The organism is Rhodopirellula sp. SH410 (assembly GCF_055811895.1).
Window position 1 is genome coordinate 6520584 of sequence record NZ_CM147949.1, and the last position, 17755, is coordinate 6538338.

The following is a 17755-nucleotide window of genomic DNA, read 5'->3' on the forward strand; positions in this document are numbered from 1 at the left end:
ACTAGCGAACATGCATGCGCTCTTCGTTTTCGATCACCAAATAACTCGCATCCGCTGCGACATCTACAAACGATTGTACCGCACCCGAGGGCCAGTGAATTTCGATTTGATCGATGTGACGGTATCCACCCAGCCCCATGTCGATCGTAGGCTCGTTGGCACCCATGTACCCACCCGCCAACATCCAGCCATGGAATTCTTGATCCCCGCACCTCGCGATGACTTCCGCTCCGATCGCATCCCGTTCGCTCGTCGTGCCCACCAGATCCAATCGCACCCAGTGTCCTGTGTCGGTGCGGTTTTCCAAAACGGCAACGGGAGCATCGAGCGAATTGGCAACCAGATCGGGTTTCCCGTCACCGTTGAAATCGATTCGCACGAGCGTCCGGCCGAGTGTTGGTTGGTTCCAAAATGACGACTTGGGCGATGCATCTTCCACTTGGGCATGAGCCACCAGCTCAAAACCTGCCGGGCTCCCCTGGAAGAGTTGTGGCAACATTTGAAACGGGATCTCCGGCGTCCCATTTTCAGCAGGGTCGAAGACGTGGCCGTTCAGGACGGTCAGATCCAACCAGCCGTCCCGATCCAAATCGACGGCTTGAATTCCAAAACCCACCGTCGCTCGACTCGGCTCGGCGATACCGAACTGAGACGCACCATCGATAAAAAAACCGGGCGCCCGCTGCAAAAACAGATTGGATGGTTGCTGCCAATAGTTCGTGACACACAAATCGAGCGAGCCATCGTGGTCAAAGTCGCCGCCCGCAACGCCCATGCACCCTTGAAACTGGGCGAGATCGCCGGCCGCGCAGCCGCGCAGCTCCGCCTGGTTGTCCAATCGAAATCCACCGGTATCGGTGTCTGCCTGACTGATCCAAAAATGATTGTCCGTCGTGTCATTCGTGATGAACAGATCGTTTCCATTCTGACGATCAAAATTGGCGATCAGTCCGGCAAAGCCATAGTTCGGCTTTTGGTGGCCTGGATTCACACTTTTCATGGACACCCAGCGTCCCTGCACAGTTCGCTTGAGAAATCGGTCCTGGCAACGATCAAAAATGCGAGGCGAACAATCGAAACCTTCCCCCCAGCATTCCGTTGTGAAAGCGGAGGGATCGTCGATGTAATTAATCTCCACCATCTCCGGCAATGCATCCCCATCGAGATCGGCACACACGCAACCGCTCGTCCAACCTCCCGAGCCCTCAATGCCCTGACGCGTGAACGTCCCATCGCCATTGTTGAGATACAACCAATTCTCGCCAATGTTTGCGACGATGAGGTCTGCGAACCCATCTTGATTCACATCCGCCGCGGTCACCCCTTCGCCGTACGACCGATCATCCGTGGCCGACTCCAGTGCCGATTCGACCATCGACCTGCCATCCCGATTGCGATACAAGCGGTTGGGGTAGGAATCGTCGCTGTGGTTCGGTCGTCCTCCCGCGTCACAAAAATAGAGATCCGTCCAACCGTCGCGGTCGTAGTCCAATGCCGCGATGCCGCCTCCATTGACCTGAGACATCCGCACCCGTTTGAGTTCCTGTTCACGACTGTTGTGATAGCGAAAGCGGATGCCAATCTCTGCCGCAACATCGACGAGTTCAATGGAACGCTGCTGCGACGGGAAATCGGTCGCTCTGTTTCTCGCCAGGCTCCCTGTTGAACCACGCGACAGCAACCCTGCATCGGGCAATGGCCAGCGAGACTTGTCGATGTGACACAGGCGGTCATCGACGGTCGCACCGGCGTCCGACTGCGCAAGTGCTTCACGCACTTGCACCAATTCGGGCAATGACTGTTCGAGGCCTCCGGATTCATGGGCGGAGACCATGCGCCAGGAGACAGCTTCCCAGGGACGCCCTAGCTGATCGAGCTTTTCCGCGAGTGACAGCATGTCAGCGGCGCGTGTCTCCCGGCTCAGCCCCACATTGAGAGCGAGTTGCCAGGCATCATCGAGGAGTGTTTTTCGCGCCGCGACTCGCTCGGCGGCCGCGAACTCACCGACCGCAGCCAGGGCTTCGGACAGACGCAGGTACGCCACGCGGTCGGTGGGATCGAGCGAGACGGCTTCGCAGAATGCACGAATCGCGGGCTCGGGCTTGGCGGATCTCAACATCCAAGCCCCGATCGCGGTCCAGTATTCCGGTTCGTCCTCGATCCCCGCAGGCAGCGAAGCACTCCACGCCCGCAGTTTATCATCGTCTTGCAAGGCTTCGTAAATCCGCCCCGCCAACGCCGCCACGGGGGCGGATTGCGGGAACTGCTTTCGCAACCGCCGAACCCAATCTTCGGCGGGGCCAAGTTCGCTGCGGACGACCAACTCTTTGGCAACTGCCAAGTCACGCATGTCGACCGCTTGCGGGGGCTGCGCTTCGGTTGGCAATGCCCGACGAATGTCGTCTCTCCGTTCATCGTGATAGGGCACACTCAACGTCGTCAGGCCGAGCAACTCCTTCTCGGTCACGTCGCCCAGGCGGATCAACGCGTCGACATGCTCCGCCGCTTCGACTCGCCGGGATTGCGAGTTGTATAAATTCGCCAACCTACGATGCACGGGCACGAGATCCCCAAAGTGCTCGAGCATGGCCTCAAACGCTAACTCGGCCTCGGCCAACCGATCTGCTTCGAGCAACCAATCGGCCGTCTGCCCCAGGGCCGGTAAACCAGCCTCGGGGTGGTCGACGGGGATCAACCTCAGCGACTCGATCGCCTCGTCGAGCCGACCTTGGCCGTGAGCCGATCGCGCGGCCATGAATAACAGCGACGCATTGCTGGGGTCGCCGGCCAGCATCGAACGTATCTCCGCGTCCGCCTGCTCAAAGTCGCCCCCCGCAATCAGTCCGCTGATTTCATTCACCGTCAACGCTTGTTGGGGGAAAACTCGAGCGGGTGACGCCTCTGACTTAGCAAGGCCCTCCGTTTCCATATCCGTCGACGAACCCGAGCAACCGGCCAACGCCAGTCCCAAGACCAACAGCATCGTACAGAGAAAGTCGCTGATCGCTCCGCGATCAGAACAATGAATCGCCGAACTATGAAGCACAGAACAATGACCCATCGAACGATCCGCGACATGAACGCTCTCCGCGCCCTCAATCAGCGGCGAATGAATGATCCGTGTCATCTTGCGGACGCCCCGCCACCGCTCGGGAGCCTGGAGTACGGGGCCTCATTGATGGATTCGTAGGTCCTCAACGCAAAGCTGAGTTTGAGATCAGGCATCGAACGGGCTCGCCAAGATGGAGCGGACAAGCGTTTTTTACGAGTCCAAAGAAAGGTTGGATCGAAAGAAACGTGGCGTGTACGCGAATAAACCACAAACGGCCGCTTCGCCTCAAACGCGGCGGAAGCCACCGGTTTGCAGCAGATGAGCCCGCAATCGCTCGCGGCACGCCATCGCGAACTCGGCCACCTCATCGGTGCGGTAGTCGGGATAACTCCAGCGATGGTGAATCCAGCGGCCGCCCATGTAGTTCAGCGTCACTTCGGCAAAGATGCCATCGTGCAAGTATAACCGATGGTCGCGATCTTTGATGGTCGCTAGCACCAATTTCGCTTGGGTGATGTAGCCGGGGTCGAGATTCAGGGGCCGTTGCTCGGCATGGTCACTCAACTGAGCGTATTCGCGTTCCCATTGGTTGGTGAGGAGTTTCCAGTCGGCCAGCCCCCCCGGATCGGACAACGGATCAAACGCGACGAGAACTTTAGCCAGCCCCACGCCCATTTCGGAATCGTAAAACCCACCGGCGGTGAACGCCGTCGGCGAAGAGACCTCCGCGGCCGCCCCCCAGTGCTCGCACAACCGTTCCTGAGCCCACTGACGGGCATCGTCGTGCCGCGAGATCACGGCGCAAAACCGCACCACCGGTTCAATCAAACGAATTTTAGCCATGGCAAAATCTTAACGCTTTGGCGGATCCCCGGTAGCCGTCGGGCGGGGACAGCAGCCCGTTTGGGATTGGGGCACCTTTTTCGGCTGGTGCACCCAGGCCCGCTCGCTTATTGTTGGGACCAACCATTTATTGTTGGGACCACCCATTTCATGGGATTTCAACGGTCTTTTCCGCCCCTCGCTCTGCTGCCATGTCTTCGCTGCCCGTTCTTCCCCAAAATCAATCCGCGACCGCTGGCGATGAGTCGAATCGGCCTCGTAAAGAGCATTTGCTCGACACCTCCGATGAAGCCCTCGCCGCATGGTTAGCCGAACGTGGCTATCCGGCGTTCCGCGTCAAGCAGATCCGCCGCTGGATCTATTCGGGCCGAGCGAAATCGTTCGACACCATGTCGGATCTGCCGGCCAAGCTGCGTGGTGAGCTAACCGATGACTTTGACTTGTTCAACGCGGTCGAAGCCCACGTTTCGACGTCTCGCGACGGCACCGAGAAAATCCTCGTGCGGCTGATCGACGGCGGTGAAGTCGAGTGCGTGCTGTTGCGTGACGGGGATCGGCGGAGCATCTGCGTCAGCAGCCAGGTCGGTTGTGCGATGGGCTGCGTGTTCTGCGCCAGCGGTCTCGATGGCGTTGACCGTAACCTCACCGGTGGCGAGATTCTCGAACAGATGCTGCGCCTGCAGCACCGCTTGCCCGACACCGAACGGCTCAGCCACATTGTCATGATGGGCATGGGCGAACCGCTCGCCAATCTACCGGGCGTGCTCGCGGCGCTCGATGTTGCACGAAACCCCGAGGGTCTCGGCATCAGCCCCCGACGGATCACCATCAGCACGGTGGGATTGCCACCGGCGATCGACAAATTGGCGGCGACCGGAGTCCCGTACAACCTCGCCGTCAGTCTGCACGCCCCCAACGACGAACTCCGCAGCGAACTTGTCCCTGTCAATAAGAAAATCGGCATTGAACCCGTCCTGGCTGCCGCCGACCGCTACTTCACCAGCTCGGGACGCCGGCTCACCTTTGAGTATGTCTTGCTCGGTGGCATCAATGACTCGGAAGCCTGTGCTCACGAACTCACCCGCTTGCTGCGCGGACGCTCGGTGATGATGAACGTGATCCCCTACAACCCGGTGGCGGGTCTTCCCTACGCGACGCCGAGCAAAGAATCGATTGCGAGATTTCGTCAGATCCTCGAGGCCGCTGGCGTCAACGTGATGTTTCGCCAACGCAAAGGCGACGAAATCGACGCCGCCTGCGGCCAACTTCGCCGCCACCGCGGTCAGCAGGTCGCCGCAGGGAAAAGCGAAACCCCGGTGCCGCTGGGCAGTCCCGACGGCGGCCTATAAGGACCTCCCGAAAGGTCCTTTGACAACAGGAGCCGTTCGGGCGTGCGCGGCCGGTTGATCCCATCGGGCTTCAACCGGCAATCGTGATTGCTGATTGCCGTCAGGCATCGCGTGCCAGACGGCCGCTTAGGAACGAGCGGAAAATAAGTGGCCGAACGCTCCGCCGTCGGAATGGTCGACCGCCGAGTGTTCGGCCACGATATCAAACAGTAATTCCCCGCTCGCTCCTTATGCGACACGGCTCATCCGACCAACGCATGGGGCACTCAGGGCAGTTCGATATCCAAGCCGTGATTGATGCGATTGGTGAAGTTCGCCAACGCCACCGTCGCCGCTAACGTGACGAGCTGAGTGTCGTTTAGGAATTGCTTTACCTTCGCCGCAGTCTCCGGCTCAACGTTCGCCGTCTTGGTCAGCTGCTCGGCATACGCCAGTACGGCTTTCTCCTCATCACTGAAGGCATCACTGCCTGCATAGTTGTCGATATCAGCGATCTGTGCGGCCGTCGCCCCCGCTTTCTTTGCCGCACCCTTGTGATAGTGCGAGCAATATCCGCAACCGTTCAGAGTCGACGCCTTGTAGTACGCAAACTCGCGGAGTTTCGCGGGCAAATCGTTCTGAATACCGTCATTGAGCTGGACTGTTCCACCGAGCACACCGGGCTGGTACGCGAGTGTGCTGAAGATATTCAGTGACTGACCAAATTTCTCCTCGATTGCTTTGAGGATCGGTTGGGACTCGGCCGGTGCGTCGGCTTGCTTGAGAGGTTGCACGAAGGGCATGAGGGTATCCTATTGAGGGGAGAGGGCTGACAGACGTTTGTTTTAGTCGAAATTCGACCGGCAAGGATGATCCGCATGCCCAAGGCGTCGGGCAACACGCGTCACGCGGTCGCTCACGCGGCTCGGCTCATGAAATCAACACGCCGCGATGAGTTCAACTCGCATCCCGGCGTCTGAGCGGCACGGGAACACTTCATCGTCCACGCAGTGCAAGTCTCGCGCCGAGTCAGGCCATGCCATCTTGCGAGCCCACGCGGGGCAGCCGAACGGATTCGCAATCGCCATTCAATTTGAACGAATCTCGCTACGAAGCGTGATTTCTCGCTACGAAGCGTGATTCGAGCCCTGTTTCGCGTTGTCAACCAATTCCGCTACGGTTTTCCGCAGCAGCTCGGCACCGCCAAACTGCATACCAAGGGACTCGATTTTGTCCGTCACGATCTGATGCTTGGGTTGTTTTGACTCACCGGATATTTGCGATGAACTTCCCGAAAGCTCTTTGGCTAACGTCGCGACTTCGAATTCCGAGATGTACCGATCGCAGCAATTGAACGCCTCACCCTTGATCCCATCGGCCTCCAGAAGGATCCCGATCGCCTTGGCCACGTCGGCGGCGTGGACCTCTTTCCCACCGCGCGAACATTCTACGTTTTCCCCACGAACGACGGCGGCAATCAAATCAAACCACTTGCTTTTTTCGACCGGACGAGCGACTCCGTAGACACCGGTGGGTCGCACTGCACAGATCGGATAGTCCTGACCGAGGCCGAAACTATGCACGAACTTTTCGATGGCTGCCTTATGGGCTCCGTAGTGGCTCGCGGCCCACAGTGGGTGCGTCTCATCGAGCGGACGATCCCCGAGAATCTTGTCATGAACGGCACAGGAGGAGACCACCACGAACCGGCCCACACCGGCGCTGCGTGCGGCCTCGATTAACTTCAGTGTGCCTACCACGTTTTTCTCGACGAACTCGATGAGATCGCCTTCGGCACCCATAAACCCCGTGCCCGGCCGATACAGTGCAGCGTGCACAACTGCATCGCAGCCTTCCACGAGAGCATCGGCTTGCCCTCGGTCACCCAGATCGCCGGCCACCCATGTCAAGTCGCCGATGGACTCGAAACCTTGCCGGTCACTCGACGGGCGGTGCCAGCATCGCAGCGAATGGCCTTCGCCATCGAGTTGATGGACGATGTATCGGCCAATAAACCCCGTCGCGCCAGTCAGTGCTATCTTCATCTCGGTGTCCTTTTTTTGCGTGGGCATAAAATCGATGAGTCTCGCCGAGACTCCGACGCGTGCCTCGGAGAGGGATGTCTTCTTAGAAATTGTGGCCGAACGCTCCGCGGTCGGAATAGCCGACCGCGGAGCGTTCGGCCACAATTTCAGCCAGTTATTTTCCGCTCATTCCTTATTCGGCGCGAGGGCGGGCTTCAAGTCGCCAGCCTCGGCCGTTGGTGTGGCATCGGCCGCGAGGTCGCCGATGGCGTATTGGATGCCATCGAGGATGTGTTGCAGCATCGCCGGGTTCCAAAATGTCTCGTTGCGGTGGCCAAAGTTGGTGTAGAAGACCCGGCCCTCGCCGGCGGTCCGAATCCAAGACACCGGCACCTCACGCGGTCCATCGTCAATTCGCTGGGAAACTTCGTCCTGGTTCATGTCCAGACTCACCAGCAACCGCAGCACCTGCGGTCCTTGATAGCTCGCGGGCTGGTACTGATAGATTTCGTCGCTATGCCAAAACCCTTGGCCGTCAAAGGCACCGTTCAAAACATGCTCGGGATCGTCGAGCTTGAACGCCCAGGTACCGCCCGCTCCCCAAGGGTGACCGCCGAACTGACCCCCGACCAGAGCGCGGCACTTGGGGAAATCGCCAAAGTTGTCACTGGCCGCATGGATGCCTGCGAGCCCTTTGCCATCGGCGATGAAATCGAGCAATGCGTTCTGCTGCGATGGTTCTTGGAACTGCATCCCGGTCGTGTTGTTCAACAGCACGAGGTCGTACTGCTGTAGATTTTCCTTCGTGAACACGTCGTAGGTATCAGCGAAGTCAACGTCGAAGGCACCCGTCTTTTCGGCGATCGCCTTGATCGCCTCGTTGGCGTACGGAATCGAACCATGAACATATCCTTCGCAGCGATAGAAAACGAGAATCTTACGGGCCTGGTGCGGTTGGGCCGTCGGTGCCTCGGGGGCAGCGTCGTGGATCGCTTGTTTGGTGTCATCGCTTAGCGGCTTGAAAATCTCTGCCTTTTTATTGTGCCATGGATCAACACTGTCCTGGGCAGACACCCATCCAGCACAGAACGTGAGCGAGCATAGCGCGACGGCAAACAGATGGTGAGAAAGTTTTGTCATGAGAGAGCACGGTGAGGGGTGGGGATGGAAACGGATTCAAGCTTAGTCGCGGAGGGAGCCGGGGCGCTCAGCGGCGTGTTGATTTCGCCAAAGTTCGATCGGCAATGGACAGCCCAATAGCAGCCAGGCATCTGGTAGCGTGAGCCACCCGGACGCTCACGCGACTCGGCTCATGAAATCAATGCGTCTGTTCGGAGACACGCGTTCACACCGGAGAGGATTCCCGGACGAGGAGTTGATCGACCTCGTTACTGACGATGACCCCGTAGTTGATCGCGCCGAGCCAGCCACTCATGATGATCCCTACGCTGCCGGCGTGATACATGCCACTGATTTGCTGGCCCAAAGCGCGGCTGACGGCGAGCCCTTCGAACTTGGTACCGAAACTCGCCCCGGATTCATGCATCGTGTAGTGCTGGAACGTTCGCGGCGTGGCGGCTTCGGCGCGGTCGATTTTCTCGCGCACACCCGGGATGTACTTTTCGAGCGCCTCGATCGTCGACTCGACCAACTCCAGTTTACTCGCTTCGTAGTCGACGGGATTCAAATCCGCCCAATCCGACCAGTTCGCATTCGTGCTGCTGACGATTGCAAAACGTTCTTTCTTGGTCGGTCGGGTGCGTGGGTAGTAGAAACTGAAGGTTCGCGAGGTGATGTCACGGCTGAGCAACAGGTCGGTACGGAACTCTTTGGCCGTGCTGGTGAAAAACAGATCGCCGCTCGACTCGTCGATCTCCTCGCCCGGCTTGAGCGCCATGTAGACCTGCGTGCTCGAGTTATTCAGTCGCACCGCCTGGGTCTGCTCCACGAAGTCACGATCGAGTTTTTCGGGGCCGATCATTTTGAGGATCGTCGTGCGAAGGTTCGCGTTGCTGATGACGGCGCGGCAGCGGATCGAGCGGCCATGGACGCGCACGCCCGCGACGCGGCTCCCTTGCAGGGGGCTCTCGGAAACATCAATTTTCTCGACAGGACAATTGATACGAATATCAACGCCGTTGGCGGTGAGCTCCTTCTTCATCCGCGCGACGAGGTCGTCCGTGCCACCCTCATAAATGAACACGCCCTTGCTCATGAAGTTACTGAAGACGATCCCGTAAGTGATCGCCGGGTCCTCGAGTGTCGAGCCGTTGGCGTAAGTGATCGGCTCCATCAGCAATCGCACGACATCGTCGCGACCGGGAAAGAATCGGTCGAAAAGTTGCCGGGTTGTGGTCGCTTGATCGTCGTAAAAATTCATCCCCCGCGCGGTATCGAAAAACTCGTTGACGGTGCTCTCTGGGATCGCGAAGCGGGTCGTGAGCAAACGCGTGAAGTCGTCGCGGTTGAAGGTTGTCGTGAGCGAAAATTGCGGGTTGTCGAAGCGAATGTTCTTGAGCTGCACGATGCGATCGGCAATATCGCGGCTCCAATACCGCCGACACGACTTGACCATGCCATGGGGGAACCCATGCAGCGAGATGTCAAAGGTATGCCCGCCGGGGCGAAGAAACCAAGTCGCCAGTCCGCCGAGCTTGTAGTGCTGCTCGAGCAGGAGCACGCGGTGCCCGGCCCGACCAAGAACGTTGGCCGAGGTCATCCCCGCCAATCCGCTGCCGATCACGACCACGTCGTACTCGTCGGCAATCCCTTTGAGAAAGTCCTTGGCCATGAATTCTGACTTCAGTTGCTATACGTGGATCGTGGGGAAAACAGGAGCGTCAGGCGGCACGCCGAAAGCGCGAGCGCCCCCAATTGTAAGGAAATTCCGCTGTCCGTCGCGGGGACGCCACCAGAAAAGAGAATGCGGCGGCTCACGAATCGCCCAGTCGGGGCGTTGAGTCTTTGCCGCTGCAACGCTACCCTGCCAGCAACGCTGTGAAGCATTTTTCGTAGCAACCGTCGCCAGACGGTGGAGAATCGCAGCCAACCCAAATTCCTCGCTCTGGCGGGCGTAGCTACCTCGCACTGTTTTTGATGTGATCGCTCCAAATTCGGCCTCGAAACTTCCTGACGATCAACGGATTGTCATCACGGGCATCGGCCTGACTTCGCCCAATGGCAACGATTTGGCCTCGTTCCGTGACGCGCTGCTGGAAAAACGCAGCGGCGTCCAGCCCTACGAAATCCGCTACTTCGGCAAAACACTGGCCGGGATCTGCGATTTTAACGCCACCAAATACCAGTCCAAAAAGGACATCCGGCGCGGCACCCGGGCTGGCAGCGTCGGGATCTACACCGCCAACGAGGCGATCGCGGATTCGGGATTGGACTGGAAAAATGTCGACAAATCTCGAGTGGGCATCTACGTCGGTGTGACCGAACACGGCAACGTGGAGACGGAAAACGAGATCTACATCATCAAGGGATTCGACTACGACACGAGCTGTTGGTCCCATCATCACAACCCGCGCACCGTTGCCAACAACCCCGCCGGGGAAATCGCCCTCAACCTCAGCATCACCGGGCCGCACTATACGATCGGCGCCGCCTGCGCGGCCGGAAACGCGGGGATCATCCAGGGGGCACAGATGCTGCGATTGGGCGAATGCGACTTGGCCATTGCCGGGGGCACCAGCGAAAGCATCCACACCTTCGGCATTTTTGCCAGCTTCAACAGCCAAAACGCATTGGCGACCCACACCGACCCGACGGCCGCATCGCGACCGTTTGACAAAGACCGCAGCGGGATCGTCGTCGCGGAGGGTGGGTGTTTGTACACTCTCGAGCGGCTCAGTGACGCCCGGGCTCGGGGCGCGGAAATCTACGGGGAGCTCGTGGGGTACGCGATGAACACGGATGCCACAGATTTCGTGCTGCCCAATCCCGAGCGGCAGGCGCAGTGCGTGCAGATGGCGTTGGACAAAGCGGGTTTGACCGCAAATCAAATTGATATTCTCAGCACGCACGCGACGGGCACGATGAGCGGCGATTCGCAGGAATGCAAAGCCCTGCGAACGATCTTCGGAGACTGCGACAATGTCCGGATTAACAATACCAAGAGCTACATCGGCCACGCCATGGGAGCGGCCGGGGCATTGGAGTTGGCGGGGAATTTGATGTCGTTTCGCGACGGCGTGGTGCACCCGACCATCAATGTCGATGAACTCGATCCAGCCTGCGATCTGCCTGGACTGGTGCTCAATGAACCCGAGCAGAAATCTCGCATTGATTACATTCTGAATAATTCATTCGGGATGCTGGGCATCAATTCCGTGGTCATTATCGGTCGGGTTTAATCGCATAGGCCTTGTGCGATTGCCCTCCGCCCCTGAAACTGTTGCCCCCGTGGTCCCCTTCCGTCCCCTCACGTCCAACCGCGTCCATGACCCCCGCTGAAATTCGCGTTGAAATCTTAGATATCCTCGAAGACATCTCTCCTGATGACGATCTCAATAGTCTCGACGATCAAAAACCATTTCGAGACCAACTGGAACTCGATTCGATGGATTTTCTCGATATCGTGATGGAGCTGCGCAAGCGGCACCGGGTGCAGATTCCCGAGGAGGACTACGGCAATCTCGCCAGCATGCATTCGACGGTGACCTATCTCGAACCGAAGATGAAAGATCTCTAAGCGATCACCGCGTGAATAAGCCCGTAGCTACGTTGGCGAGAACGTGAATCCCACCGTCCGACGACGATAGCTACCCTTGGATTCGATGTCTTTTACTGGCCCGCTATCCATTCGGCTCGTCCCAACCCCACCCGCCAAATAGCTCGAAGCGAATAGCTAGAAGCTAACCAATAGCTTCCCATGTACGATACGATCATCATTGGCGCGGGCATGAGCGGTTTGGCCGCCGGTATTCGCTTGGCCCATTTCGACCAACGCGTGTGCATTCTCGAGCGGCACTACACCATTGGGGGCCTGAATTCGTTCTACCGGATGGGCGGCCGAGATTACGACGTCGGTTTGCACGCGATGACCAACTTCGCTCGCAAGGGTGACAAACGCGGTCCGCTAGCCAAATTGATTCGGCAATTGCGATTTGGATGGGAGGATTTTAAACTCGCCGAGCAGATTGGGTCGTCGATCCGGTTCCCATCCGTTTCACTGGATTTCAATAACGACATCGAGCTGCTCGAAAACGAAATCGCGTCTCGATTTCCCGACCAAATCGATGGTTTCCGCACACTCTGTGGATCGCTGTTGGATTACTCCGACATGGATGGTGGTTCACCGGAGTTCATGCGGAGTTCCCGCGAGGTGCTCGGCGAGCATCTCACCGATCCGCTGCTGATCGAGATGCTGCTGTGCCCGTTGATGTGGTATGGCAATGCTCGCCAAGACGACATGGATTTTGGTCAGTTCTGCATCATGTTCCGCGCCTGCTATCTCGAAGGGTTTGGGCGTCCCTACAAAGGCGTGCGGACCATTCTCAAGAACCTCGTGCGCAAATTCCGGGGACTCGGGGGCGAACTCAAACTACGCCATGGGGTCTCACGCATTCACGTTGAGAATGGCCGGGCCGTTGGTGTGGTGCTGGATGATGGAACCGAAATCGAGGGCAAACGCATCCTGTCGTCCGCCGGCAATATTGAAACCATGCGGATGTGCGACGACATCACGACGCCTGAGATTGCCAAAGCAGGCCAATTATCGTTCATTGAGTCGATCAGCATTCTGGATCGCGATCCCAAAGAACTCGGCTTCGACCGGACGATCGTCTTCTACAACGACTCGGAAAAATTTCACTGGCGACGCCCCGATGATCACCTCTGTGATTCGCGAACGGGCGTGATCTGCAGTCCCAACAACTATATTTATGACGCCGAGGAAGGGAAACTGCCCGATGGAGTCGTACGGATCACAACGCTCGCCAATCACGATCAGTGGTGCGGACTGAGCGAGGCGAAGTACCAAGCTGAGAAGGTGACGCAGTACGATGCTGCGGTCGCCTCGGCGGTCCGTTTCATGCCCGATTTCCGCTCAAATGTGATTGCAACCGACGTATTCACGCCCAAAACGATCCGTCGTTTTACGTTCCACGACAATGGCGCGGTGTACGGTGCCCCCGACAAACAGCTTGACGGCTGCACTCATCTACCCAATCTATACCTATGTGGCACCGACCAAGGGTTTGTGGGCATCGTCGGCGCCATCGTCAGCGGGATTAGCATGGCCAACCGCCACTGCCTTCTCGAGGACGGCTAGCGACGCCAAACCGCTAGCGACGCCAATCAAAAAAACCTCGCGTGACATTCATCACACGAGGTTTTGATTTACGATCAGATTTCAGAGAGCCCAGGGGCTCTTTGAATTAGATATCGGACGCTTTCTCAGCGGCAGCTTTCTCAGCAGCGGCTTTATCAGCAGCAGCCTTGTCGGCGGCGGCTTTCTCAGCAGCAGCCTTGTCGGCGGCGGCTTTATCAGCAGCAGCCTTGTCGGCAGCGGCTTTATCAGCAGCGGCCTTGTCGGCGGCGGCTTTGTCAGCAGCAGCCTTGTCGGCGGCGGCTTTGTCAGCGGCGGCCTTATCGGCAGCAACTTCTGGAGGAGCTGGAGGAGCATCCTTCTCGTCGCTGCTGCTAGGCACGGCGTCGCCGTCCTTAGCCGACTTGTCGTCCTTCGCTTCGGCAGCAGCAGGTTCGCTGGTCGTGCTCACGCTACCGGGAACAAGCGATTCGCCTGGAGCGAGTTCGATGCCGTCGGTCGATTCCACGCTGGCCGATTCCACGACCGATTGACCTTCACCGCAACCAACGCAGCCAGCACCTGTTTGGGGCGATGCTGGTGCTGCACCGCCACAGCAAGGCTGGGCAGGTTTCGCATGGTGGTGGCCGTGATGATGTCCATGATGCGCGTCGCCACCACAGCAAGGCTGCGGTGCGGGCTCACAGCAAGGCTGTGGCGCTGGCTCACAGCAAGGTTCAGCGACTGGTTCACAGCAGGGCTGTGGAGCAGGCTGACAGCACTGATGCTTTGCAAACAGTTTATGAAACAGACCGGCTTCCGCAGGACTGCTCAAAACTACCGAGGCGCCTACGAGCAATGCGAAGGCGGCCGTTCCTTTCACCAAATTCCGACTCATCTAATTCTCCCAAAAGTTTCGGAGTTTTCGGTGCGATCCGAGTTCGCACACTGGAAACATTTGAGGTGCAACCAAGCACCCCTGTGAATTGATTTCACCAGACGGCACCGCACACTGCGAACCGACCGACCCAGAGACGAAAGGACGCCCATTGATTCCAAGGGGCGACTTTGCGGCAACTTTACCGCTTTCGTTCTGCGTTGCTGCCTACATTAGCCACGGCAAAGGCAATGTCAATTGCCTAAACCTCCTAAATCGACAACTCGGCCGCGCCGAGTGCGGTTCACGACCAACGATCGCGAGACCATCGCGCCGACGACCAAGACAACAACGTGATGTTGCGATTGTCCCGCAATCTCTGTGCCAGAGGCCGTGCTGCACCTCGGCGCCCCATCAGACACCGCAGTCAATCGGGTGCGAGGCACTTCCCAGAGAATAGAGGCTCACCAGCGGCATGCATACCCGCCGCGGGAACACTTTAGAGGAACCTAATTCGACATTAACACCGATGCGCGGCGATCGACCAGCATGTTCGAATTCGCGTCACCGACACGTGCTCGTGGCGACCAGAGCACGTCGATTGTGTTCAGACCGATCGGTCTTAGCGAACCGGGGCGGCTTCATCCTGATCGGGCGAAGTCGCCGTTTGTTCATCCGGCTGGCCACCGAGAATTTTTGCCATTTGGTCGCCATTTTCGAAATCGAGCACCATTGGGGGCTCGTCCGCGCTCATTTCCAGAACGAGACCGGAAATTTTCCAGCCATCTTTCTGTAGCATCACCGACCACACGACTTGGTAGGTTTGCGGCTCTCCGGCCGACTCACCCGATTCGCCCGGGACCGCTGGCTCGGTCCAAATGCAATGCACTAATCGCCCGGTGACATTCTCCGCTTCACCCGACGCGTCGATCGGCATTGGAGTGCTACGCGTGACGTCAAAATGGGCGTCCGGTGATCCAATGGGCTGGACGACCTGACCGATTCGCTGCAACTCCGACTGGGCGCGATCGGTCAGCAGGCTCATGGCATTGTGATTTTCACCTCCCCGGCGGATGCGGTCGAGGAAGTGGCTGACCACCGCCTCAGCATCCGATGCCTGTTCGGGGGTTTGTTCCGCCGCGACAGCAGTCGTCGCCGTGGCCGCTGGCGCGCTGGCAGTTTCCTGTTTGCTACAGCCACACAGTGCCGCGCCGCTGGCGAGCACGAACAAACATCCATAATGTGCGAATTGGCGCTTCATTTGATTGATTACCGTCGAGGATCCAGTGATTGGTTGGGGGGAGCGTCGAGATCGAGCGAGTCGATCGATCTACCCGTTTACTCGCTGCACGCATCGAAGGTCAAGGTCGAACCCGATTCCAACGAGAGTGCTCCCCGAGCGTGGGAGGCTAGGCTGTACCGTTCGGTTCTCGCCCCGAATCGGATAAGATCTCGCTCGGGCGAAAGGTGAACCCATCGACCTCAGTTCCCATTTCGCTCTTTGATACCCGCCCAACATTTGCCCCCTACTTATGGAAGCACCTATGAATATCAACGAATATTTCGATGGAAACGTCAAATCGATCGGTTTTGAAAACAGTGAAGGACGCGTGACGTCGGGCGTGATGGCAGCGGGCGAGTACGAATTCGCCACCAGCGAAAATGAATTGATGAAGGTCGTCTCGGGAACCCTGTCGGTACAACTGCCCGGCCAGAACGCATACGAAGACTTCTCGACCGGTCAAGAGTTCAAGGTTGCCGCCAACTTGAAATTCCAGGTCCGCGTGAGCGAGCCGACTGCCTATTTGTGTTTCTATCGCTAAGGGTCCCTTGTTCGCACGCCATTCTCAACGAAAGCACTGGGCATGACTCCCGTTCGAATCGCAATCGTGGGCGGAGGATTGTCGGGGCTCGCCACCGGAACGCATCTGCGACTGCTGGCGGACACTCACGACCTGCCACTGGAAATCACACTTTTTGAAGGGTCCGACCGGATCGGCGGCGTGATTCAGACCGAGCGAATCGTCGGTCGTGGCGGCGAGCCGTTTATCGTCGATCATGGCGCGGACATGTTCACGACGAACCCGCCGGCGGCAATCGACCTGTGCCGGCGACTCGGGGTGGAGGACCGCCTGCTGCGTCCTGAACTCGCAGGCCGCGGGGCGATGATCGCCCGCGGCGATCGCCTGATTCCGATCCCGGACGGGTTTGTGTTGATGCGGGCGACCAAAATCATATCGATGCTGTCCACGCCCTTGCTCTCCCCCGGCGGCAAGTTGCGACTGCTCGCAGAACGATTGGTTCGCCCCCGAGATCCATCCGTCGAGGACGAGAGTGTCGGTTCGTTTGTCTCTCGTCGGTTGGGCCGCGAGTGCCTCGACAACATCGTCGCGCCCTTGGTCGCCGGCATCTACACCGCAGATGTCAACCGGCTCAGCATGGCTGCCACGATGAAACCGCTGTGGGACATGGAGGCGACCGACGGGTCGCTCGCGCGGGCAACCCTGCGGCGAAAACGCTCGGGTGATGACGCAACCGAACGCACGAGCAGTGGAGCACGGTACGAACAGTTCCGAGCCTTTCCCGGTGGCATGATCGAATTGATTCAAACCCTTGCCGATCGACTGGGAAATGAATGCATCCGCTTGCGTTCGCCCGTTGAGTCCTTGCAGACCACCGCGACCGGGATTCAGCTCGGTCCCCACGGTGAATCGTTCGATCGCGTCATCTTGGCATCCCCCGCCCCGGTGTCCACCAAACTGCTCACCACGTTGCAGTCATCGTGTGATAACGGGGCGCAGTCCGACGCGATCGATACCGTTGTCTCGAACCTGGCCGCGATCCGTTACGCATCGACCGCGATCGTCGTGCTCGCTCTCCCGCGTCACGCGATCGCTCGACTGCCGAAAACCTTCGGCTTCGTCGTCCCACCGAATGAGCAGCGGGCGATCCTGGCGGGCAGTTTTGCGAGCGAAAAGTTCGCTGGCCGGGCGCCACACGATCACGTCATCGTGCGCGCGTTTGTGGGCGGTGCGTTGCATCGAGCGATTCTGCAGCAGAGTGACGAGGCGATCGTCGAGATCGTTGCCAACGAACTCGGTGAGTTGATCGGACTGGATCGTTCACGCAACATTCACGATTTCGCGGCATTCGTAAAAGTCGTGCGTTGGAACAACGCCATGCCTCAGTACGACGTCGGGCACGTGAGCAGAGCCGCCGCGATTGATTCTGCGATCCGCGAGATCCCAAACATTGAACTGGTCACCAATGCGTACGGAGGCGTGGGCATCGCCCCGGTGATCGCCGCCGCCGAGCGGGGTGCCCAACGCGTCCTCGCATCGCTTCGCAAGGGGTGACGAGCACCTCGGTCCTCGGTTG

At 58.6% G+C, this 17755-nt stretch carries 16 protein-coding genes; 7 read left to right on the forward strand and 9 right to left on the reverse strand.

All coding sequences use genetic code 11. The features are described 5' to 3' along the window. Nucleotide 1: 1 nt before the first annotated feature. Nucleotides 2–3046: a CRTAC1 family protein gene (locus SH410x_RS23810; protein ID WP_473671390.1), complete on the reverse strand. Its 3045-nt coding sequence runs from the start codon at nucleotides 3044–3046 to the stop codon at nucleotides 2–4. A 6-nt stretch (nucleotides 3047–3052) separates the two neighbouring features. Between SH410x_RS23810 and SH410x_RS23815 the strand changes: the two genes are divergently transcribed. Then, nucleotides 3053–3190 carry a hypothetical protein gene (locus tag SH410x_RS23815; RefSeq protein WP_473671392.1) on the forward strand — a complete coding sequence of 46 codons (138 nt, stop codon included), beginning with the start codon at nucleotides 3053–3055 and terminating at the stop codon, nucleotides 3188–3190. A gap of 147 nt (nucleotides 3191–3337) precedes the next feature. On the opposite strand, the gene SH410x_RS23820 is transcribed toward SH410x_RS23815, so the two are convergent. Then, a complete protein-coding gene (locus SH410x_RS23820) occupies nucleotides 3338–3895 on the reverse strand; it encodes a DUF4416 family protein (RefSeq protein WP_473671394.1) in 558 nt (185 codons plus the stop codon). A 191-nt stretch (nucleotides 3896–4086) separates the two neighbouring features. Between SH410x_RS23820 and rlmN the strand changes: the two genes are divergently transcribed. After that, entirely contained in the window at nucleotides 4087–5244 is a 1158-nt protein-coding gene (rlmN, locus tag SH410x_RS23825; protein ID WP_473671396.1) for a dual-specificity RNA methyltransferase RlmN, read from the forward strand. 266 nt (nucleotides 5245–5510) lie between these two features. On the opposite strand, the gene SH410x_RS23830 is transcribed toward rlmN, so the two are convergent. From SH410x_RS23830 to SH410x_RS23845, 4 genes are all read right to left on the reverse strand, one after another. Continuing rightward, on the reverse strand, nucleotides 5511–6026 hold the full coding sequence (locus SH410x_RS23830; protein WP_473671398.1) for a carboxymuconolactone decarboxylase family protein: 516 nt from the start codon (nucleotides 6024–6026) through the stop codon (nucleotides 5511–5513). Nucleotides 6027–6350: 324 nt separating this feature from the next. Then, nucleotides 6351–7268, reverse strand: a complete 918-nt coding sequence (locus SH410x_RS23835; RefSeq protein ID WP_473671400.1) for an NAD-dependent epimerase/dehydratase family protein — start codon at nucleotides 7266–7268, stop codon at nucleotides 6351–6353. A gap of 165 nt (nucleotides 7269–7433) precedes the next feature. Beyond that, on the reverse strand, nucleotides 7434–8387 hold the full coding sequence (locus SH410x_RS23840) for a ThuA domain-containing protein (RefSeq protein WP_473671402.1): 954 nt from the start codon (nucleotides 8385–8387) through the stop codon (nucleotides 7434–7436). Nucleotides 8388–8592: 205 nt separating this feature from the next. Next, nucleotides 8593–10038, reverse strand: a complete 1446-nt coding sequence (locus SH410x_RS23845; protein WP_473671404.1) for a phytoene desaturase family protein — start codon at nucleotides 10036–10038, stop codon at nucleotides 8593–8595. Between the two features lie 307 nt (nucleotides 10039–10345). On the opposite strand from SH410x_RS23845, the gene SH410x_RS23850 reads away from it, so the two are divergent. From SH410x_RS23850 to SH410x_RS23860, 3 genes are all read left to right on the forward strand, one after another. Beyond that, nucleotides 10346–11605 (forward strand): beta-ketoacyl-[acyl-carrier-protein] synthase family protein, encoded by a 1260-nt coding sequence (locus SH410x_RS23850; protein WP_473671406.1) that lies wholly within the window; start codon nucleotides 10346–10348, stop codon nucleotides 11603–11605. A gap of 86 nt (nucleotides 11606–11691) precedes the next feature. Beyond that, nucleotides 11692–11943 carry an acyl carrier protein gene (locus SH410x_RS23855; RefSeq protein WP_473671408.1) on the forward strand — a complete coding sequence of 84 codons (252 nt, stop codon included), beginning with the start codon at nucleotides 11692–11694 and terminating at the stop codon, nucleotides 11941–11943. A gap of 180 nt (nucleotides 11944–12123) precedes the next feature. Further along, a complete protein-coding gene (locus tag SH410x_RS23860; protein ID WP_473671410.1) occupies nucleotides 12124–13524 on the forward strand; it encodes a phytoene desaturase family protein in 1401 nt (466 codons plus the stop codon). Between the two features lie 106 nt (nucleotides 13525–13630). On the opposite strand, the gene SH410x_RS23865 is transcribed toward SH410x_RS23860, so the two are convergent. From SH410x_RS23865 to SH410x_RS23875, 3 genes are all read right to left on the reverse strand, one after another. Next, nucleotides 13631–14029, reverse strand: coding sequence for a hypothetical protein (locus tag SH410x_RS23865; protein WP_473671412.1), 399 nt, complete (start codon nucleotides 14027–14029; stop codon nucleotides 13631–13633). Next, nucleotides 13969–14295 (reverse strand): hypothetical protein, encoded by a 327-nt coding sequence (locus SH410x_RS23870; RefSeq protein WP_473671414.1) that lies wholly within the window; start codon nucleotides 14293–14295, stop codon nucleotides 13969–13971. The genes SH410x_RS23865 and SH410x_RS23870 overlap by 61 nt, the downstream gene beginning before the upstream one ends. 704 nt (nucleotides 14296–14999) lie before the next feature. Next, the gene (locus tag SH410x_RS23875; protein ID WP_473671416.1) at nucleotides 15000–15638 is read right to left on the reverse strand and encodes a hypothetical protein; all 639 of its coding nucleotides are present in this window, start codon (nucleotides 15636–15638) and stop codon (nucleotides 15000–15002) included. Between the two features lie 283 nt (nucleotides 15639–15921). Here SH410x_RS23875 and ppnP point away from each other — a divergent pair, with 283 nt between their 5' ends. Continuing rightward, nucleotides 15922–16200, forward strand: coding sequence for a pyrimidine/purine nucleoside phosphorylase (gene ppnP / locus SH410x_RS23880; protein WP_473671417.1), 279 nt, complete (start codon nucleotides 15922–15924; stop codon nucleotides 16198–16200). 42 nt (nucleotides 16201–16242) lie between these two features. Then, nucleotides 16243–17733, forward strand: coding sequence for a protoporphyrinogen oxidase (hemG, locus tag SH410x_RS23885; protein ID WP_473671419.1), 1491 nt, complete (start codon nucleotides 16243–16245; stop codon nucleotides 17731–17733). Nucleotides 17734–17755: the final 22 nt, after the last annotated feature.